The sequence below is a fragment of the Pristimantibacillus sp. Z349TD_6 genome, assembly GCF_056173205.1.
Map to the genome: position 1 here is coordinate 6725760 of NZ_CM149662.1, position 21352 is coordinate 6747111.

19 protein-coding genes are annotated in these 21352 nt (G+C 43.9%); 1 reads left to right on the forward strand and 18 read right to left on the reverse strand.

Features of this window, described 5'->3' with window-relative positions; all coding sequences use genetic code 11:
• Nucleotides 1–242: 242 nt before the first annotated feature.
• The 8 genes from AC0VYE_RS29125 to AC0VYE_RS29160 form a co-directional block, all read right to left on the reverse strand.
• Entirely contained in the window at nucleotides 243–2450 is a 2208-nt protein-coding gene (locus AC0VYE_RS29125) for an S-layer homology domain-containing protein (RefSeq protein ID WP_475444177.1), read from the reverse strand.
• A gap of 180 nt (nucleotides 2451–2630) precedes the next feature.
• Entirely contained in the window at nucleotides 2631–3113 is a 483-nt protein-coding gene (locus AC0VYE_RS29130; RefSeq protein WP_475444179.1) for a tetratricopeptide repeat protein, read from the reverse strand.
• Nucleotides 3114–3703: 590 nt separating this feature from the next.
• A complete protein-coding gene (gene metE, locus AC0VYE_RS29135) occupies nucleotides 3704–5992 on the reverse strand; it encodes a 5-methyltetrahydropteroyltriglutamate--homocysteine S-methyltransferase (RefSeq protein WP_475444181.1) in 2289 nt (762 codons plus the stop codon).
• 110 nt (nucleotides 5993–6102) lie between these two features.
• On the reverse strand, nucleotides 6103–7005 hold the full coding sequence (locus AC0VYE_RS29140; protein ID WP_076267414.1) for a LysR family transcriptional regulator: 903 nt from the start codon (nucleotides 7003–7005) through the stop codon (nucleotides 6103–6105).
• A gap of 370 nt (nucleotides 7006–7375) precedes the next feature.
• Nucleotides 7376–8377, reverse strand: coding sequence for a phosphotransferase (locus tag AC0VYE_RS29145; RefSeq protein WP_475444183.1), 1002 nt, complete (start codon nucleotides 8375–8377; stop codon nucleotides 7376–7378).
• Between the two features lie 33 nt (nucleotides 8378–8410).
• Nucleotides 8411–9136, reverse strand: coding sequence for a class I SAM-dependent methyltransferase (locus AC0VYE_RS29150; protein ID WP_475444185.1), 726 nt, complete (start codon nucleotides 9134–9136; stop codon nucleotides 8411–8413).
• A 97-nt stretch (nucleotides 9137–9233) separates the two neighbouring features.
• A complete protein-coding gene (locus AC0VYE_RS29155; RefSeq protein ID WP_179089773.1) occupies nucleotides 9234–9392 on the reverse strand; it encodes a hypothetical protein in 159 nt (52 codons plus the stop codon).
• A gap of 175 nt (nucleotides 9393–9567) precedes the next feature.
• On the reverse strand, nucleotides 9568–10038 hold the full coding sequence (locus tag AC0VYE_RS29160; protein ID WP_475444187.1) for an SRPBCC family protein: 471 nt from the start codon (nucleotides 10036–10038) through the stop codon (nucleotides 9568–9570).
• A gap of 287 nt (nucleotides 10039–10325) precedes the next feature.
• Between AC0VYE_RS29160 and AC0VYE_RS29165 the strand changes: the two genes are divergently transcribed.
• Nucleotides 10326–10730, forward strand: a complete 405-nt coding sequence (locus AC0VYE_RS29165; protein ID WP_475444189.1) for a VOC family protein — start codon at nucleotides 10326–10328, stop codon at nucleotides 10728–10730.
• 94 nt (nucleotides 10731–10824) lie between these two features.
• On the opposite strand, the gene AC0VYE_RS29170 is transcribed toward AC0VYE_RS29165, so the two are convergent.
• The 10 genes from AC0VYE_RS29170 to AC0VYE_RS29215 all read right to left on the reverse strand — a co-directional run bounded on the left by AC0VYE_RS29170 (nucleotide 10825) and on the right by AC0VYE_RS29215 (nucleotide 21324).
• The gene (locus AC0VYE_RS29170) at nucleotides 10825–11148 is read right to left on the reverse strand and encodes a hypothetical protein (protein WP_475444191.1); all 324 of its coding nucleotides are present in this window, start codon (nucleotides 11146–11148) and stop codon (nucleotides 10825–10827) included.
• Nucleotides 11149–11261: 113 nt separating this feature from the next.
• On the reverse strand, nucleotides 11262–12140 hold the full coding sequence (locus AC0VYE_RS29175; RefSeq protein ID WP_475444193.1) for a cation diffusion facilitator family transporter: 879 nt from the start codon (nucleotides 12138–12140) through the stop codon (nucleotides 11262–11264).
• Between the two features lie 235 nt (nucleotides 12141–12375).
• Nucleotides 12376–13869, reverse strand: a complete 1494-nt coding sequence (abc-f, locus tag AC0VYE_RS29180; RefSeq protein WP_475444195.1) for a ribosomal protection-like ABC-F family protein — start codon at nucleotides 13867–13869, stop codon at nucleotides 12376–12378.
• 323 nt (nucleotides 13870–14192) lie between these two features.
• Nucleotides 14193–14552 carry an MmcQ/YjbR family DNA-binding protein gene (locus AC0VYE_RS29185; protein WP_475444197.1) on the reverse strand — a complete coding sequence of 120 codons (360 nt, stop codon included), beginning with the start codon at nucleotides 14550–14552 and terminating at the stop codon, nucleotides 14193–14195.
• A 57-nt stretch (nucleotides 14553–14609) separates the two neighbouring features.
• Nucleotides 14610–15734 carry an NAD(P)/FAD-dependent oxidoreductase gene (locus AC0VYE_RS29190; RefSeq protein WP_475449769.1) on the reverse strand — a complete coding sequence of 375 codons (1125 nt, stop codon included), beginning with the start codon at nucleotides 15732–15734 and terminating at the stop codon, nucleotides 14610–14612.
• A gap of 121 nt (nucleotides 15735–15855) precedes the next feature.
• Nucleotides 15856–16482 (reverse strand): hypothetical protein, encoded by a 627-nt coding sequence (locus tag AC0VYE_RS29195; protein ID WP_475444199.1) that lies wholly within the window; start codon nucleotides 16480–16482, stop codon nucleotides 15856–15858.
• 288 nt (nucleotides 16483–16770) lie between these two features.
• Entirely contained in the window at nucleotides 16771–18162 is a 1392-nt protein-coding gene (locus tag AC0VYE_RS29200) for a family 4 glycosyl hydrolase (RefSeq protein ID WP_475444201.1), read from the reverse strand.
• Between the two features lie 11 nt (nucleotides 18163–18173).
• The gene (locus AC0VYE_RS29205) at nucleotides 18174–19013 is read right to left on the reverse strand and encodes a carbohydrate ABC transporter permease (RefSeq protein WP_475444203.1); all 840 of its coding nucleotides are present in this window, start codon (nucleotides 19011–19013) and stop codon (nucleotides 18174–18176) included.
• Nucleotides 19010–19906, reverse strand: a complete 897-nt coding sequence (locus AC0VYE_RS29210) for a carbohydrate ABC transporter permease (RefSeq protein WP_076267254.1) — start codon at nucleotides 19904–19906, stop codon at nucleotides 19010–19012. Before AC0VYE_RS29210 ends, AC0VYE_RS29205 begins: the two co-directional genes overlap by 4 nt.
• Before the next feature lie 95 nt (nucleotides 19907–20001).
• Entirely contained in the window at nucleotides 20002–21324 is a 1323-nt protein-coding gene (locus tag AC0VYE_RS29215) for an ABC transporter substrate-binding protein (RefSeq protein WP_441958123.1), read from the reverse strand.
• Between the last annotated feature and the right edge of the window lie 28 nt (nucleotides 21325–21352).

Consider the following 21352-nt stretch of genomic DNA (forward strand, 5'->3'; position numbering starts at 1 on the left):
CTTCGTTATTGCATGGTCATCTAATGGAAAAAGTCATAAATACCATTTATCACCTAGATGGTTCCCATTTCTTTGCAAGGCAATTCGTTTTATATAGATTGATTATAACACCATTTCCTCCTTCGCTTCTCCTCTTTGAACCTGAGCAAGCGTTTGTGGGTGGTTTGACTGGTCAAATACTATGAATAGCAGACTTCGAATAGGAAAATGAATGCATAGTCATTGAGCAGAGTGCAGCATGATCAATCTAAGTACTTCTCGGGATATAGCAGCTTCTGCAGCCTCAAAAGGATCGCCGCCGCTTGCTCTCGGACCAGCGTCTGCCGCGGATTGAACTTGCCGTCGCTGCCGACCATCACCTTATACTCGTTGACAGCTTGGATAGCGTGGAGACTCGTCGCGGATAGACCCTTAATATCGTTGAACGCCATTCGACCCTCACTGCCGAAGGCTGCTAAACGACCAGCATTTGCGGTCATCATCGCTGCCTCTTCGCGGGTAATCGTACGCTCTGGCTCGAAACGCCCGGACGTACGGTCAGTAATGCCGAGCTTTGCAGCTCTGGCGATTTCGTCGCTGTACCATTTGCCCGCTGGAACATCATTGAAGGGAGATTTGCCAGCAGGCTGATCCGTAGCGCTGTGTACCAAGCGGAGCAGCATGGCTGCGAACTCAGCGCGAGACAACGTCTTTTTCGGAGCCAGTACATTATCCTTCACGCTTACTCCCTGGATGTAACCTTCATAAAGTGCATGTGCCATATTTTCTCTTGCCCAGCCTGCAACTTGATTAGCATCCTTAAAGTCAGCCAACGGAGGAGCAGAGACCGATAAATAGTAAAGATTTTTGGCCACAGCAGGCGCAGCATCCTTCCGATACCCGGTAAGAGTGACAACATGCACACCGGATGGCATTCCCGCAAAAGCCACTTTCCCTTTCGCATCGGTCACCATCGTCTTCCCACCGACTGTCACCGTTATATTCGGCGCCGGCAGTTGACCCGATTTACGATTCGCTTTCTTAACGAACAGCTCGAAAGGAGAATTTGCTGAAGGCCGTCCCTCTGCTAGTTGGCCATTTACATTTGAGCCATTAACAACGACTAAGTCGATAACCTCGGTTGTATCCGAACCATAATAAAGCAGCAATCGACTTCTATCACTAAGAACATTCCCGCTGCTAGCATTTTCTGGGAACATCCAACTGCCATATCTACTGTACTCAGCGAACTTCCATCCATTCTTTCCGCCGTATTGCAGGGCGTCGATGCCTTTAATCGAGGTGATTGCCTTCTCCCCGGAAGAAGTTGTCTTCGTCTCATAGGCAATTCCTTCTTGCTTAAGGAAAGCAAGAGCTCTATCTACCGCTTTACCGCCACTTGGAACGCGTCCTTGTGCGATGGTACCGGTAGGCCCCTCGATCTGAATAATCGCGCTGCCCGCAGCCAAATTCAAGTCATCGATCAGCCGTTCTTTGCCGTTCACATACAGCTTATAAGCGGTCAACGCCAAATAAGCGTGGAGCGTCGCCGTCATATCCAAAACGCCATCGCTGCGCTCCGAGAATCCACCTTCATCCAATCGACGAGACATCAGAAAATCGAGCGGCTGAACGCCTCCCTGCTGCGCGAACGCAGCAGCGTCCATTCGTTGCGATGACAGTGCAATGATAACCTGTGCTGTTGCCGCTGTGCTGAATTCGAAACCGCCGTCGACTGATTGCTGCATGCGCAGCCACTCCAGCGCTTTCTGCTCTGACTCCGTCAGCTCCCGATCTTGCGTTCTCGAAATGAGTGACAATCCTGTCAAAGCTACAGCCGTTGCCATAGCACTACCTTTCCCATTAATGGACTCGGACCAGCTTCCATCTTTCAACTGCTGATTTGTGATGATATGAGAAAACGCATCAGGATACCAGAAAGGGTTTGAATTAGGAGAGTAGGGACTGGAACTCTTCGCCACGACATAAGCGGGTACGAGTTCATATATCCCCTTCTTCTCAAGGTCAGGATTATTCAAAACGGCTGAGAAAAAATCAAGACCAGCGATATTGTTAATGTTGCTGCCGCCAGCAGCAGCATAAGCGATCACCGTTCTTGTCATATCTATATACGTATCAAATCTTCCGCCATTGTTAAATATGACATCTGCTTTCTCCTGCAGGAAGCCTTTTGGAACTGCTCGGCCGTTCTTTGCAAATCCGATTGCCGCCCAATCCGAAAAGGGCTTCTGATCATATAGCAATTGCTCCGCTTCCTTTAATGCATCCTGCATGTCTGTTGTGAAGGCCAGCGAACGATCGACCTTGCTGCTTGCGTTAACGCTGCCGCCAGATGCCAGCTTCTCCGCCGTATTGGCTGACGCGACGCCAACAAGCAACTGCAACATCAGACATCCAGCCAGAAAGACGCGCCCCATTCTCATTATTAATTTCAATCCATTTTGTTTCATTCGTATTGCTCCCCCTCCTGCAAATCAACGCGAACAATTTTGATGGTAAAATTTACACTAATTGTTAGACGATACAAAACGTTATTTGTTTCGAATCATCTAAATAAAAACGGCGATAGACTAGGACGTCATCATGACGTGCTAGTCTGTCGCCGTATAGTTGGACAATAGCAGGCTGGCTTAATTCCATACCTGATCCAATTTGTCTGAATAAAAAAAGATAGCTCTCTTGTACGACTGAACTCCCTCATCAGCGCTCGTTTCAGCTAATTGCTTCAATAAAATTTCCATTGCCTTGTCGTAAGCCTTCAAGTTGTATTGAACCATCGCATAAAACACCTGAAACTCTCTACGTTCTGGAAACTCTTTTATTGCTACTTCAAATATACGTTTTGATTCATCATACATGCCTAAAGTACGATATGTACTCCCTAGGCCTAACAATGCCCCTTCTCTTTCTTTACCTACTAATCCTAGTTCCAATGATTTTTCATAAGAAGGGACGGCTTCCCTTTCGAGTCCCATAGCATCATGAACCCAAGCTAATTGATACCATATCGAAGAATTTTGCTGCTCTTCTTTGACTAAATCTATTAGCAATGTCTTGGCTTCTTCCAGTTTCCCTGCTTCTCTTAAACTTATGGCGGTATGAAGCTTATCCATGATATTCATTCCTTTTAAAATCAATTCGTTTCGTTTCGTTTCGTTTCGTTTCGTTTCGTTTCGTTTCGTTTATAGTATCATAATTAGGAAATCAGCCTAATTCTAGTTTATTTATAAAACAAAATCGAATCTGAGCCGCACTTGCCCGATTACACTTTCCGATTCAATCATCAGTCCACAGACAGCATGCCAAGATCACTTTTCTAACGAACAGTATCATGCTTATTACGCAAAAAACTGCATCTTTTTAAATTTAACGAACCTTATTCACGCTATTCCATGATTTACAGGGTGCTATAAGTAGTTTTTCGCGAAATAACGATTCTGGAGTTCGTTATAATTTTAAACCGTTCCGAATGATTCAAATAAGACCTGTTGGGTTCGTTAGCCATAGTCTAGCCCAAGATCTAAGATCACAATGACCTCTCCTATCAGAGGCCGTACAAGCATCAAAAGTATAGTTACCTTGTGTGGCAACGAAAATGTATAATTTGGAATATAGCATGTTGATTTGGCACAATTAAAATAGGGCTGTTCCAAAAGTAGATAAATCTACTTTCAGGACAGCCCTACCCTATTATTAACCTAGCTTACACCTGCAAAGAATGTTTCGCACGAGCGATCTGTGTCGCTTCAACCATGTTGCGCAAGGAATCAACGGTTTCTTCGAGTCCACGTGTTTTAAGTCCGCAGTCTGGGTTAATCCAGAACAACTTCGGATCAAGCACACGCAAAGCGCGTTCGATCATACTCGTCATTTCCTCCACTCGCGGAATACGCGGGCTGTGGATGTCGTATACGCCTAAACCTATACCCAGCTTGTAAGTATTCAGCTCAAAGCTATGAATCAATTCACCATGACTGCGTGAAGTCTCGATGGAGATAACATCTGCATCCATCGCTTCAATGGAATCAATCATGTCATGGAACTCGCAATAACACATATGTGTGTGAATTTGCGTCGTATCTTGAACCGTACATGTAGTCACGCGGAAAGCTTTGACAGCCCAAGCTAAATAGTTGGCTTGGTCTTCTTCCTTAAGCGGCAGACCTTCGCGAACCGCAGGCTCATCAACCTGAATCATCCCAATGCCCGCTTGCTCAAGCGCTTCTACCTCTTGTCTAAGCGCATAGGCAAGCTGGTAAGCGATTTGCTCACGCGTAATGTCATCACGGACGAACGACCAGTTCATGATCGTGATCGGTCCCGTAAGCATTCCTTTAACTGGACGTTCAGTCTTCGACTGAGCATACTTCGTTTCCTCTACAGTCATTGCTTCTTCAAACGCTACATCTCCAAAAATAATTGGAGGCTTCACGCAGCGGGAGCCATACGACTGTACCCAACCGAACTGAGTGAACGCAAAGCCCGCAAGCTTCTCACCGAAAAACTCAACCATATCTGTCCGTTCAAATTCGCCATGCACAAGTACATCCAGTCCGATTTCTTCCTGAAGCTTAATCCAGATATCGATTTGCTCACGGATGAAGTTAGCGTATTGTTCATTGTTCCAATCACCCTTGCGCCATTGTTGACGGGCTTTGCGCACCTCTGCGGATTGCGGGAAGCTGCCAATTGTCGTCGTTGGGAAAATCGGCAATTGCCATTTTTTCTGTTGGGCAATATGACGCTCAGAAAATGGCAGATTGCGTGTTGGATTCTGCTCGCTAATAGCGGCTACGGCTTGCTGAATGCTGCTGCGATTGCGCTCGCTTGATTGCTTAAGCGCCTCTAGAGCAGCATCACATTTCTCAAGCTCGGCAGTAATGAAAGCATCTTCCGAAGTAACTGCTTTCGCAAGAAGAACAATCTCATCCAGCTTCTCATCCGCAAATGCTAGAGCACCCTTTAGTTCAGGCAATAGCTTAGTCTCCTTTTGCACTGTGACTGGAACATGAAGCAGGCTGCAAGATGACTGTACAATTAGCTGTTCAGCCGTTACGACTTCAGCCAACTCTTTCAACAATGCCAATTTATCGCGAAGTGATGCTTTCCAGATGCCGCGGCCATCAATGACTCCTGCACCTAGAACCTTGTCCTGAGGGAAGCCAAATTGCTTAATGGATGACAAGTTTGCGGACAAACCGTGTACGAAGTCAAGCCCAATTCCTTTGACCGGCAACGCAACGATGTCAGTATAGTATTCTACGGATTCGAAATACGTTTGCAGCATGATGTTTAGATTAGTTACCGATGCAGCAAGCGTGGTATAAATATTTTTTAGGCGACTGCGATCAGCATCGCTAAGTTTTGTTACAAGAATTGGTTCATCTATTTGTACCCACTGAACGCCTTCTTTTTCAAGCTCTTGCAGGATCTGCACATAAAGCGGCAGCAATCGATCCAGCCAAGCATCCGTCTCTGATTGACTATATCCTTTTGACAGCTTCAAGAAGGTTAATGGGCCAACAATAACAGGTTTACCCTCGATACCGAGCTTTTCTTTAGCTTCCAAATATGCGATAAGCGGCTTATTCTCTGTAAGTACAGGTGCTGCTCCGTCCAGTTCAGGTACGATGTAGTGATAGTTGGTGTTAAACCACTTGGTCATTTCGCTTGCCGTTGCATCCTTCGTTCCGCGGGCAATGCCATAATAAACCGACAGTGGTACTGAACCGCCTTCATATGTGAAGCGCTTCGGAATGATCCCGAACATCGTTGCTGTATCAAGAATGTGATCGTAATAGCTGAAATCATTGACCGAGATAAGGTCGATGCCTTTCTCCTGTTGCTTGCGCAAATGATTCAAACGGATTTCTTGAAGCTTGCCATGGAACTCTGATTCTTCAAGCTTGCCTGCCCAGAACGCTTCTAGCGCCTTCTTCCATTCCCGATCCGCACCAATACGTGGATATCCCAAAACACTGCTTTTCACCATCTCGTAACACTCCTATACAAATTGTTACAAGAAAGATAACACGTATTCACTGTTATAGAGTAACTGGATTAAACTATATCTAGTCATAGCCTTAAGCTATACCCGCACTTTTATTTGCCAATCGCTTGTTTGAGCGCCTCAATATAGGCCGATCCGAGCTTGGATAAGGAAGCATTTCGCTGTGAAATCCAACCTACATTTATCGTCTCCTCGCAATCGAGCGGCACAGGAATAATCTCATTGCCATTTAAATCAGCGCTTAGAACGCCAGTTGATATTGTATATCCATTTAATCCGATCAACAGATTGAACAGCGTCGCCCGATCATTTACACGGATGCTTTTTTTATGAGTCATCGTACTTAAAATTTCTTCTGAAAAATGAAATGAATTGTATTCGCCTTGGTCAAAGGACAAATAAGGATAATTTTGAAGCTGGTCTATGGTCACGATGGATTGATTGGCTAACGGATTATTAATGCTGATGAAAATATGAGGCTTAGCTGTAAATAAGCTAATAAACTGCAAATTCGCCGTTTTGAGCAGCTTATTGATGACCTTCCCATTGAACTCGTTAAGATACAAGATTCCAATCTCGCTGCGCAGGCTTTTAACATCTTCAATAATTTCGTAGGTTTTAGTCTCACGTAATGTTAATTCATATTCTTCCTGACCATACTCGCGAACCAAACTGACAAATGCATTCACTGCAAAAGCATAATGCTGAGTAGAAACCGAAAAATGCTGCGGCGAAGGTTTGGCATTTAGGTAACGGCTTTCCAACAATTCCGCCTGCTCAACGACCTGCCTTGCATAACTTAAAAACTCAACACCTTCCTTAGAAAGTGAAATTCCTTTATTAGATCTCTCGAAAATCTCTAGCTGCATTTCCTCTTCCAAATCCTTAATGGCATTGGAAAGACTAGGCTGAGAAATAAACAACCGCTTGGCTGCCTCATTAATGGAGCCTCGATTGGCGACCTCAATTACGTATTTTAATTGTTGTAGAGTCAATGAAATACTCCCTTCTAACATCCTGCTTGTCTTTCTTATATTATACATATATAACAAGCCAAACATTGCATCGTCTGCCGTTTAAGCATAAGAAAAAGGAACCCGAATTGCAGCGGATTTCCAAACGTTCTTTAAAGCTATCGACGGAAGACTGACTCTACGTCCATCCTTCAGTTTTTCGCTATTGCACTGCTTTCAGTGCAATCATTCAATATACCTCTACTGATGAAAGGTGCGATTGACACCAGTGCTTTTAAGCCTTCTTTCTCAAAAGCTTTTTTCGCGCATTCATCAATCGCACCTTGATTAATAAATGGGGCTAACGATACGTACTTTTTGTATATCAATCGGTGCTTGAGCCCAGAATTTCTCAAACCAGATAAAATTCAAGTAGTGCTTGCAAGGCCTCACGATGCTCGTTCAACCAGTTATTTCGTGTTTGAAATTGATGGAGTATATAGTTGAAGTTAGCTTCAATCGGTTTACCTGAGTAATGCTGGCCTATATAAATATGGAGAACTGCAATATGATAAATCTGCGTCATGAGCTGCAAATGATTAATTTCTTGAATAGTTGCCTTGCGATAAACGGCATAGCCCTTGATATAAGCTTCAGTCAGTTCCATAGATCCATTCGATATTTGCAAAATATGATTAAGGCTGATGACAAATTCCATAAAACCAGCATCAATCGAAGTGAAATCAAAATCCAATACGCCACATATGTAGTTGTTTTGGGACAATAGGTTGAATATGAGCAAATCATGATGAACGAGCTGCCTTGGTAAACTTTTTAGCTGGTGAATAGACATCTCAACGGACAAAATCGTATCTTTATAGAAGTTCAGGTGGGATTCAGAAATGTAAAATGGCGGATTTTCAATAAAAGAAGTTATATCATTACGCTGGGCCAGTGGATGAAGATCATAAAGATCTGAGAAAGCTTTTCCATGGTGATCTAGCAGATCAGTTTCATATTTGCTCAGTGTTGAAGAGATTTCTCCAACTACCTGTCCAAACTTCAAGGCTTGTTGTGCTTCTACTATTTCTGGTACACGGCCTTCAATAAATGATACGACCGCACCTAAAGTACCGTCTGTTAATTGTATGTATTCCTCCCCATTGAGCGCCCGAAGAAATACAGGCACTTGAAAAGTAAGATTACTGCCACTTAAAAACGAAGTTATTTTCGATTCCATTTCCATGCTTTGAACATTTTTCGTATAGCGATCGTAGATGCGGACTACATATTTTCGATCATTGATTTTAACAATCTTCGTGAGGTTTGTTAAACCAAAAGGAACGGACTCGATTTCATAGCTCGGATGAATAAAATAATAGTGTATTAGCTCATCGATTAATGTCTGCATCATATCCCCCATATCCTAATTAAGAATTCTATCTTTCTATTTCCGTGCCTTCACAATGAGAAAATGAGGATTAGTCGAAAGACGATCATACCAACGCTTATACCAATCCATAGCATCTGGTTGATCTTTAAAAGCTAAATCCGGCTGCGGCTCGATGATTTGATCAATGATAAATTGGTCAGATGTGACATTCAGAATCTCTTGAAGAGGCCTCCTATAAAATGTAACCTCCACAGGGCCAGATTCTTTCTTGTTCCAGGTTTCCATAAGCAGCTCGTGAGCGAAATAATCAGGTCTTTCAAAATGTTTAAAGTCCATAAATGGATGATGCACGGAGAAAACAACTTCTCCACCCGGTTTCAATATGCGATGGAATTCTTGCAAGGTTGGGGCCCAATCATCGATATAGTGCAGGGTTAATGAGCTTACTATAAGGTTGAAAGTTTCGTTTTTAAATGGGAGGGGCTCCGTTAAATCACAAGCGAATACTTCTGCCTCATAACCAACTCGTCTTTTGCATGCTTCTACCATAGCAGGACTCAAATCAATAGCCGTTACTTGAGCACCGCGCTTTAAAAATTGCTCCGAATACCAACCTGCAGCACAGCCAGCATCAAGAACTGTAATCTGATTCATATCGTCAGGCATAAGTTTCATCATTGCTGGCCGCTCATAATAAGCGTTGTGCCCACTCTCCGTATCCACATGCTTTTCGTAGTCTTTTGCAAGTTTGTCGTACGCTGTGACAACCTTTTCCTTCATTTAGTTCACACCCTCCTAACACAATGGCTGCCTCCTCTTGGATCAAATGATTATATTTTAAGAGCTGGAAATAATGCTAGAGATATGCTCACAATTTTCAACCATAACCTATCAAAAACAAATTTGAAAAATGCCACGTAGAAATGGCTAGCGGGATAATGGATAACAGCTTAAGCCAATTCTTTTTAGCTGCAAATCCGACCACTAACATGATTACTCCTATGATTAACAATACAATCAGTGCTAAAAATGACATCTTGATGCCTCCCAGCTCGTAATCCAGCAATCATCTGCTTCCTTACAGATCAATTCTAATAAAAACCTTTTCTTGAAACGAGTACCAACTTTTTGTAGTACCTATTCATATATGGTTTCTATCATCTTGCTTGATTGTTAAGAGAAGCTTGCCAGAACAAAGCGTTTAAACGAGGTCAATCAAGGTTAGTGACTAGCTCTTCTGCCCTACTCTTTAATTGATTATTTCGATGCTCCAAAAAACTTTTCATGTACCTTTTTAGTATCAATCTTTCTGTGATCCATCCAATTATTCCAAACGGAGCTTCAAAAACCAATATGTCTTTCATTAATGTCATTCCATCATGTTCCTCAAATATATGCTCATGTCTTAAACTTTTAAATGCCCCCTTGCTCATTTCGTCTACAAAAAGATAGGGTCTTTCATATTCCGTAATTTTCGAGGTGAGTTTTTGTCTGATTAGAAAATGAGTAGCCCGAAAGGTCACGGTTTCTCCTTTATTAATCATGCCTTCAATCGTTCCTGCTATGGCCCTCTCCTTCGTATGTTTCCAGACCGTTTGAGTATGTACGTCTATATTCCTCGCTAGATCAAAACAATGATGTATTGGAGCATTTATAAGAACCTCGGTTTTAACAGTAACCAATCCAAACACCTCATTAAGCTACAATTACTCTTAAAGCCAGCATTGTACCCATTTTTTAATTAACTTATTAGGCAGCCAAAGATCAGAAGTTAATAAATACTTTCCCGAGCTGCAACTTCATTTTATCATTACTGGAAATTCGCTGCCTGCCAGCTTGATAAAATAATGCTAAATTTTTTTTGGAAGCTGTCGATATTCTAATTTCTCATTCGTTGTCTAATTAGAGGCTGAGTTCATCGGTTATCTACAATAATAATTCAAACTATGGGATGAGAGGATGTTATAAGATGGCAAAACACACAACTTATATTATGTCGGAGGACGCAAAAGCTCAAGCTGAGTTCTATACTCATGCGCTCGGTGGTGAGATCCTGTCCGTTATGACGCATGGACAGCTTCCTGATGCAAAGGAAGAACTCAAGGAAAAAGTTGTTAACTTGAGTCTGATGGCTGGAGGAATTCACTTTTTAATGTCCGATTCTGTATTTGAACCAATCATTCGCGGGAACGCCATACATCTGTGTCTCGAGTATGAAGCAGAGGCTGAAGCCCGCGAAGCCTTCGATAAGCTAGCTGTAGGCGGTAACATAAAATGCCCGTTAGAGCCGGCATTTTGGGGCACATTGTTCGGACACATCGAAGACAAATACGGCGTAATGTGGATGATCACCACTGCTGGACCAACTGCCTAAACAATCATTGGATGTGCAAAGCCCGCCCGAACATAAAATCGGGCGGGCTTTTTTGAGGACTGCACATCTGCAACTCTTCCACCATAGTTATCCGTTAGCTGAATATATTTGAGGGAATCTCGCCATCGGAAAAGTAACGGATTGCCTTACCTTTTTCTTCAGCATATTGAATCTCTTTTTTTGTACTGTTGCCTATATATCCATCCACATCAATTACGAATATTTCATCAGAAATATCTATTTTTCTAAAATGCAGCTGCCCTAGTAACTCTGCTTGTTCTTCTGTAATTTTAAGACCATCACTTTGTTCAAAAAAAGCAACGCTAATAACAATATTGCCTTGAAGTGTAAGAAACGCGTTTGCTTTTTCAAATTGATCTTTGAATTTTGTAGAACCGCATAAAGTTATTACTGCCATGTTCAATTCCTTTCTGATGATGATCTTACTATATTATATCAACTTGAAAAAATCTTTATTCTCCACTTTTCATATCAACGCACAGCTGTTACTCTTAAACTTACTCTGTGTACTTAACTACTCACCAAAAAGGGCTCTATGTGAATGTGTACGTAGGAAATGCTGTGCAATTCAGCAATACGTTTCTCAATTTGTTCTGAAATGTCATGGCTTTCGCCTACATTTAGCTGATGGTCTACGGCAATCGTTACGTCTACCAGTTTGTTATTCCCGTGAATACGAGCTTTTATATCAATTATTTTCTCTACGCCTGGGGTATCGGAAACGGTTTGTTTAATGGTTTGAAGTTCTTCATGATCAAAACCGTCAGTAAGCGCATGCGAACAATCACGAAAAATATCCCATGCTGTTTTACAAATAATGATGCCTACAATTAGGGCTGTGACTGGGTCAAGCCATGGCAAGCCAAATTGTGAACCGATGATGCCAACAAAAGCGCCCATGCTTACAAGAGCATCCGAACGATTATCTTGTGCGGCCGCCATCATTGCGTGACTATTTATCTTTTTTGCTAAACGAATGTTGTAAAGGTAAACGAAATAAATGGCTATGGCACAAAATAGGGCAGTCCAAGCTGCTATAATATCTGGTGATTCAATTGTTGGAGCTCTGAACTTCATAACCGTCTGATACAATACTTGTATACCAACAGCGAACATTATAAAAGAAGCGATTAGGGCAGCTACCGTTTCAGCTCTATAATGACCATACCGATGGTTTTTGTCCGGTGGTTTCCGTGATATTTTAAGCCCGATTAACACGGCTATAGAAGCAATAATATCGGTTGAGTTGTTCAGACCATCAGCTGATAAGGCTTCCGAGCCAGTGAGGTAACCTATAAGTAACTTTATTGCGGACAAGAAAATATAAGCGCCAATGCTCAGCCATGCACCTTTTTCGCCTTGTTTGATATCATCATACGTTTCTTGCACTTATTTCACTCCCAGTCGGTTTTGCAGAACAAAACCTATGTTACTTGATAGAATGCGTGTGGGTCTAGAGAAACAGTTTTGTTTTTGGCATCAAAAATAAGCTCAGACAAACAGTGTTGCACAGCACCAATTTTTAATATCGAATCATGCAACTGGCAAATAATAAAACTGGCCTTCGATTACATAAAAAAAACAGCAGCCTTATGGCTGCTGTTTCGTTTAAACGATACGATTTTTAGTCAAAGTTTCCTGTCAGTTCAATTGTTTTTGTGGCGACACGGTCGTGAAATTCACGATCATGTTCCACGAACACGATGGTCGGTGCGTACTCATGCAGTAGTTCCTCAATCTGCATCCGGGAAATGACGTCAACAAAGTTCAGCGGTTCGTCCCAAATATGCAGATGAGCCTCTTCACATAGACTTCTCGCGATCAGAACCTTTTTCTTCTGTCCGCCGCTAAACGCCGACATATCCTTCTCAAACTGGATACGGGCGAAATCAAGCTTTCGCAGCACGCTCTTAAATAAACTTTCGTCGATTCCGTGCTCTGCTGCATAATCAGAAAGTGACCCTCGCAGATGAGAAGTATTCTGGGATACATAGGAAACGCGCAGCTGAGGATCAAGCCGAAACGTACCGGTATAGTGAAGCGCCTCGCCGTTTAGCAGGTGGAGCACGCTAGACTTACCCGAACCGTTTGGACCCGAAATGGCGATCCGATCTCCTTGTTCGATCGTCAAACTAACGTTTTCGCAAACTGATTTTTCCCCGTAATAAATCGAGATGTGATCCAGCACAGCCAGTTCAGATTTGGAATACGCGAGTTGAGAGATCACAAGGCTTTCTGACTGTTCAAAATTTCGAAGCAGTTTCGATTTCTCTTCTACAGCGGCGTTTTGCCGCTGCTCAATGGATTTCGCGCGTTTCATCATTTTAGCAGCTTTGTGACCGACATATCCTTTATCCAGTTTGGAACCGGAGTTTCGTGTGCCGTTTTTCGATTTTTCAATCTCGTGGGACCAGCCGCTCGTGCGTTTGACAGAGCTAGATAAACGCTCGATATCTTTGTACAGCTTCTCGTTTTGTGCCAATTCGAACGTGTCCTGGCGGGTTTTGTTCGTCCACCAGCTGGAGAAGTCGCCTTTTTGAATTTCTATATTTGTTTTGTTGATCGATAAAATATGATCGACACAGCGGTCGAGAAATGAGCGGTCATGTGACACAAGAATAAAACCGCGCTTCGTGTTTAGATAATCACCGACAAGTTTGCGTGCATGTAAGTCGAGATGATTGGTTGGCTCGTCGATGAGCAGAAAGCGATTGTCCTGGATGAACAGCACGGCAAGCAGTACCTTCGTTTGCTCGCCTTGGGACAGCGTTTCGAATGGCCGGTACAACACATCTTCCGAAACCTTAAGCAGATTTAGTTCTCGCATCAGCTTCCAGCGCTCATAGTCTGGCACGATTTCTTCGATGACGTCGACGGTCAAATATTCCGGATGCTCGACGGGAAACGGAAAATAATCAAAGGCAACGGGTGCGGAGATCTTGCCGCTGTATTCGTATTTCCCCTGCAGCAGGTTAAAGAACGTCGTTTTCCCCCGACCGTTTCGCCCTGTAAACCCGAGCTTCCAGTCTGTATCGATTTGAAAATGAACATTCTCGAATATGAGGTCATAGCTGCCTGGATAGGCAAAAGTGAGATTAGATACTTGAATCGCGGGCATGGCGATCATCCTTTCGTATGAAAATAAAAAAGAGACGCAAGAAAGGTGCTTTCTTGCGTCTCTAATCCATACGAGAAAATACAGCCCCATTCTATGGGACTGGATGACTAGCCGGATAGGGAGCGCAAACGAAATACAGACCTTTCTTGCAGAGACGAAATAAACCAACCACAGCGGATCGCTGAGTTCGTTCTATTCGTGATCTCACAGCAAGAAAGTTCTACATTGTATTCGTTCAACTCCCGTCATCAAAATTAGGTACAGTTTATCACAATCTTAATTTAACTACAACCTGCGAAGTCACGTCATACGCTCTGAGCCATTTAGTTCTTTTCGTTAATAGATTCTCGAAGGCTCTTAGAAAGACTTTTGACAACCAGCTCGTAAGAATGATCAATCATTTCAAAAACATCCGACTCTGGCAAAGAACCGTCGATCGTAACTGTATTCCAATGTTTTTTATTCATATGGTATCCTGGTCGAACAGCCTCATGCTGTTCCCTTAAGTTTTCCGCAATTATCGGATCACATTTTAGGTTTAAGCGAAGATGCTCCCCTTTGTCCTCAAAAATAAACGCGAATATTTTACCTGCAACTTTAATGACCAACGGTTCGAATCCGAAGGGATAATCCTTAGACGCTCCGTTCTTCTTTAAACAGTATTCGATGATATTATTCTTCAAAACAGCAGCTCTCCTTTTACGATATTAAAATGACTTATTATAAAATTAACCTACAGCTCAGCTAATGGCTTTACAAATTTCATAATCGGTTAAATCGATATCCACTTCCATTCCTAGTGCTAGCTTAGCCAACTGGTCTCCGATATAAGGCCCCATCGTCAAGCCGGAAGCCCCGAGGCCGTTTACCGCAAGCAATCCCTCCCAATCTGGAATGGCGCCTATAACCGGAAGAAAATCGGCAGTAAAAGGGCGAAAGCCTACTCTTGCTTCCTGAAATGTACTATCTGCCAGATCAGGTGCCAATGGAAGACATTTGCTTAAAATTTCATGCATTCCACCGGGTGTGATCCTCGTATCATAACCTTCAATATCATTTTCATGAGTGGCCCCTATGATGATTTTTTGCTGATCAAAGGCGAGTAAATATTGATCGGAAGGCGGCATAACAACCGGCCAGATGCCAGTATTCTGTTTGGCATCTGGAAGCTGCAAGTGCATGATTTGTGCTTTCTGATAACCCACTTTAAAATCAATGCCCAACGGTTGCAGCAGCTGCCCTGCCCAAGCCCCTGCACAGACGATCACGATGTCAGCCGGATAACTAATTGCCTGGGCCGTTACACCCGTTATTCGGTTGGATTGATATTCAAGCCTAGCATCCCCATAGATAAGCTCAGCCCCATTCCTCTGTGCAGATCGAAGCAAAGCATCGCGCAGCGCACGGCCATCCACACGAGCGGCTCCACTAATATGAACGGAAGAATATCCTTCGACGAGCAGCGGGAAGAGCTCTCGGGTCCGATGTTCATCAAGCTGCTTAATCTCACCGATTTCTGGAGCTTCTTCTAAACGCTTGTAAGCTCTCGCTTCCATCTTCTCGATTTTCTCCGAATCCATATGTATACTGAGGGCGCCGACCTTGGCATATCCGGTTTCGGTTTCCCCTTCACTTTCCAGCTCTTCAATTAAAACAGGGTAATAACTCGCTCCGGCCTTAGCAAGGCGATACCACGCCTTATTGCGCCGCTGCGACAGCCAAGGACAAATAATGCCAGCTGCTGCATCCGTAGCCTGTCCTTCATCTTTCCTATCGATAATGAGGACGTCTGCACCCTGCTTAGCCAAATGGTATGCAGTTGATGCTCCAGCAATTCCTGCACCAATGACAATGATCTTCATGATGATTTCACTTCTTTCTATAATCGCTCTTCTCATTATAACGAGATCCCTCTCAAATAGAAAAAGCCGCGTATGACGCGGCAATTTATGTTTCTCATGAAGTGCAATGGTCTATTATCTAATTTTAATCATCTGACATATCCGTTAACGATATAGGTATTTCAACATAATCAGGTCCTACAATCTTTACACCATCTTTTTCATCTGAGCCCACCGCAACCGAAATACTGAATGGATCTGACTCTTCTATTGCCTTTTTATCAGAAACTAAGTCAATCACAAGCGTTCCTGTACCGCCTCCCGTTGATTTATAGGCGTTTCGTCCTCTTCCAACTTCAATTATCGCTCTCCATTTATTTTCTGTATCCGCGGTAGTCAATGTCGTTATATAGTCCGCAGGTATGGATTTTGTTTCTTTTTCAGGATAACTGCTTGTAATGTTTGAAATATACCATTTATCAGGAATATTGAAAGCAACACCACCCCAGTCTTTAGGGTCGATTGATATCGAAGCAACAATCTGTATATGTTCCGGAATTCCTTTGTCTCCCTTGATAAATAATGTTCCTTTTGCTGATGTATTCAAATCTGTAGAATCAGAACTCACGCTAAAACTTCTAGTTTGAACTATCTTTTCGTTAATTGCTGTTTTGTGAATAAATTTCTCTTGTCTTGATGACAGCAGTAAAATTAAAAGGGTCACACTAATTATTAATACAGCAAGCAACATGTATCTCGCTTTTATAGTCATATCTGCCCTCCTTAGCAGTCCACATAGCTTTACCTTTTACGAAGCAAATCAGCTTCTAAATACTTTATAAGGTAAAACGTTATTCCTAAATGATATCGTATAAATATCTTAACATATATTGGTTTTTCATCCTTATTGAATTAATCTTTCAGTTAGACACACACTTCATTCTAGATTGAAAACCAAACATAAGAAAAGACCGCCATCAGCGGTCTTGGACTTACAGCGACAGCACAAACAAAAAAAGCAATTCCCTCTAAAAAGGAATTGCTTTACCTGTTGTTTTTGCTACAGGTCCCAGCCAGGCAGCGTCGACTTCGTGTTCTGAAGCATTTTCTCAAACAATGCTGCGCCAGCATGATTAGGCAGACTAACAAGCGGATCGTTCATGAAAGCCTGAAACGCCAAAGCTTTGTCTTTGTTTAAGGCTGCCTGAAGGGTCATTTCCTGATTTATTACATGGGGCAGCACCAGCTGCTCTACCTCAGGAATAAGACTGCCAGCAACAATCGGGCTTACGCGGTTATAACCGAATACAGCGTTCGTCTCCACGACGGCACCCGCCGGCAAACCTTCGATCTGTCCGCGATTCGGCATATTTACGTTCGTAATCAGCTCGCCCATTCCGAGTAATGCTTTTATCATCTCGATGCCTTCCTCTCCGGTAGGCTTCACCTCGAATGCTTCCTCACCAGTTGCTAGCCGCTGGCCCTTGGCATAAAGTTCTGCCTGGTTTTTCTTCCGCCAATCCACCTTCGTTAGGCTGAATTTCCAGCTTTGCACCGTCTCAGGGTTCTTTAAATAAAGCTCGCCCGGCATAAACTCCGCCAAATGCCTATCGCCAGCCGCAGCAATGATGCCGTACTTACGGAATAAATCAAATTTGACCCGCTGCGCAGAAGCAAAATGATCGTTGAGCCAGTGGCCTTTTTTCTTGCCTTCATACCCTTCCGCATAATGCTCTTCAACAAATTCCTTGTAAAGCGGGAATAAATCGATGCCTTGGTAAGAGGCTCTGTCCAGCCATGTAAAATGATTGATGCCCAGTACATTAACCTTGATGTCACGCCGGTCAACCGAAGGGACTCCCAGCTTTTTCTCCACCATGGAAGCGAGCAAATGCTGCGTGCCAAACACCTCGTGGCAGCATCCGATGGCCTTCACCTCCGGAAACACCTCGTAAAGCGTTCTCGTGCACAGCGTCATTGGGTTCGTATAGTTAATGACCCACGCATCCGGCGCATATTGTTTGATCGCATTCGCAATCTCGACATATAGCGGGATGGTACGGAGCGCACGGACAAGTCCGCCTGGTCCGACCGTATCGCCTACCGACTGGTAAATCCCGTATTCTTCCGGCAAATGGACATCCGATTCCATCTCGGCAAAGGTTCCTGGCAGAATGGAAATGATGATAAAATCTGCACCTTGCAATGCGTCTTGCAATGCAGGCACTGCCTCATAGCTCCACTTACCCTTCGTGTCAGTCGCCTGCGACAGCCTGTTGCCGATGATCGCATTTTGCGCGGCTGATTCATAATGAATATCATACAGCTTAACGTTGCCGGCAAGCTCGCTTTCTGCTGCAAGGTCGCTCATCAATCCCCAAGCCCAGCCGCGGGAGCCGCCTCCGATATAAGCAATTTGAACGTTCTCTTTGCGTTTCTCATCCGGTTTCATATCGTTTCTCCTTATCCTTTTAATCCTGTAGTGGAGATGCCTTCAACAAAATATTTCTGCGCCAAAAAGAATAACAAAATGCAAGGAACGACGCTCACAACCGACATCGCAAGCACCTGATTCCACGAAACGGCCGAGGAGGCATCCAGCGACAAGCGCAGGCCAAGCGAGACCGTGAATTTTTTTACGCTGCTTATATAAATGATTGAGTTAAAGAAATCATTCCAGGTCCAAATGAACTGAAAGATGCCCACGGAGAAAAGAGCCGGCTTGCATAAGGGCAGCAGTACACGAATGAGAATCATAAATGAATTGCAGCCGTCAATTGTAGCCGATTCATCCAGTTCCCTTGGCAATCCCCGAAAAAACTGAATAAGCATATAGATGAAAAAAGCTGAGGTTGCGAAAGCCGATGGTACGATAAACGGCAAATAAGTGTCCAGCCATCCAAGCTTATTGAACAGGATATAACGCGGAATCATAACGGTTGCATCCGGCAGCATCAACGTCGCCATCATAATGGAAAACAGAAACGTTCGAAGCGGAAACACAAACCGGGAAAAGCCATAAGCAACGATAACACTCGAGATGATTGTCAGAACGACCGTAGGCAGCACCATCTTAAGCGTATTAACAAAAAAATGCTGAAAGCCGTATTGGCCAGTTCCTGCCCAACCCAAGGAATAGGAATCCCAAACGTAGGTATCCGCAAACAGCTTGCTGGAGCCGAAAATATCTTGATTCGTCTTAAACGATGATACAAACAGCCATATTAACGGATAAATCATGACAAAGCCTAACAATGTCAACAGCACATAAGACAACCACTTATTCGAGCTGGTATGCGTCATTTGGTTTTACCTCCGTCTTCATAGTAGACCCAGCGGTTAGAGGTTTTGAAAATAATGCCTGTTACGACCATGATGATCGCGAACAAGACCCATGACAGCGCTGAAGCGTACCCCATTTTAAAGAAGGTGAAGGCTTCCTCATACAGCTTCAAAGCATAGAGATAAGTAGACTTCATCGGTCCGCCGCTCGTAATAACGAAGGCGCCGGTAAATTCTTGGAACGCGTTAACCATCTGCATGACCAGATTGAACAGGACAATTGGTGTCAGCAGCGGCACGGTAATTTTAAAGAACATGCGGGTCTTGGAGGCACCGTCGATGGAACCTGCTTCGTACAGGTCACTAGGAATTTGCTGAATACCTGCTAGAAATAAAACCATTGAAGACCCAAATTGCCAAACCGATAATAAACCGAGTGTATAAAGCGCGATATCTGGGTTGCCCAGCCAATCGATTGAAGGAATGCCGACATTAGCCAGCAAGCTGTTGACAACGCCGTCCTTCATGAACAGGAACCGCCAAAGCACCGATATCGCCACGCTTCCGCCAAGAATCGAGGGCAAATAATAGATGGTTCGAAACAAATTAATGGCTCGCAGCTTGGCGCTAAGCACTATAGCAACGAATAAGGCAAAGGCGAGCTTCACCGGCACGGCAAGAACCACATAAATCGACGTTACTTTTAGCGCTTGGGTAAAGCCGGGATCATTCATGAAAATTTGCTTATAATTATCCAAACCAATGAATTTGGGGGCATTCACCATGTTGTAATCCGTCAAGGAATAATAAAATGACGCGATGAAGGGATACAACTGAAAAATGAGCAGCCCCAGAATCCATGGAAGAACATATATAAGTCCGATATATCGAAAGCTGCGCTTCTTCCTGGCCACTGGCTCACACTCCTATTCTCTATCGGAAATGTGGGAGAGCACGCCAGTCAATCGCATAGCTATCACTGGCGTGCACCCCGTTCTTTAAATCCGTTTTATCTTCCTTGCAGCTCTTTCAGTTTTTTCTCCAGGCTGCTAACGAGCTCTTGCGCGGCCTTGTCTGGCGTCAGCTTTCCGTAAGCCACCTTCTCGATAACATCCTGCAGCAGAGCGGATACCTCCGAGTTAGTAGAGATTGCATTATCTACAATGCCTGCGTTTTTCAGACCCATTTCGACTGCTTTCGTAATCGCTTCGTCTATTTTCCCTGCCTCTACAGCAGCGGTTTGCGCGGAAGAGGATGCTGGAATGGAGCGGACATCGCCTAAGATAACTGCTGCTTCTGCGTCATTCATCAGCCAGTTCAGAAATTTCACGGACTCTTCCGGGTGCTTCGACTTGCTGCTTACGGCAATCAGCTGCGAGGGCCTTACCAATACGGCTGAGTTTTTCGCATTTTTATCGATGGCAGGCAAGGCAGTCACGACTTCCACACCTTCAGGCAGCACCGAGCGAAGCGACAAGAGCGTACTGCTCATAGCCGAGATGATCGGAATATCTTGATTGATCCATTTCGGATTCTGTTCGGTTTTGCCGAAAAATAAATCGGATTCTCCGAGCGGCTGATATACCCCAGCTTTCATGGCCTTGTCGATCCATTCCAAGGCACCCGCCGCTTCCTCTTTCGTAAAGCCAAGCGAATAATCTTCATTGATCCACTGAGTTCCGGTGCGCTGCTTAAGCATGTTCGTGAAATCCTGCATCAGCATGCCGTGGTCAGCAAGAAGCAAATACTTGGTATTGTCTTTATCATGAAGCTTCTTGCCTTCCTCGTAGAGGGTATCCCAGTCCCACTGAATATCGGTCGGTACGCCGAGCTTATCGGCTGCCGTCTTATTAATAACGAGCGCATAAGCATTTACGCCGGAAGGGAGCGCTACCATTTTGTCGTTATAAACGCTGAAATTGTTCAGGAAGTCTTGATCAAAGCCCTCCAACGACAGTCCTTCCTGCTTACTAAGATCGAGGAAAAAGTCATTTTTCGTCAGTTCCTTCATCCATGGAACGTCAAGCTGAATAATATCGGCGGACGTAGCGCTGGCCAGCTGTGTTTTGACCTTTTGCTCATAGCCGTCAAAGCCCTGGTATTCCGCTTCAATCGTCACGTTCGGCGCAATCTTCTTGTACGCTTCTATAGCAGCAAGCGTAGCTTCATGGCGGCCGTCGCCACCCCACCAGCTAAAGCGCAGGGTAACCTTCTTATCCGAGCCGCTGCCTTGGTTTTCTTTGTCCGGTTTCCCGGAGGAACAACCTGAAATGATGATTGCAAATACGACTATCAAAGCAATGAAACCGTTTAATCCTTTCAATCGGTGCATGTGAACCTCTCCCTTTTGTTTTCTTGGA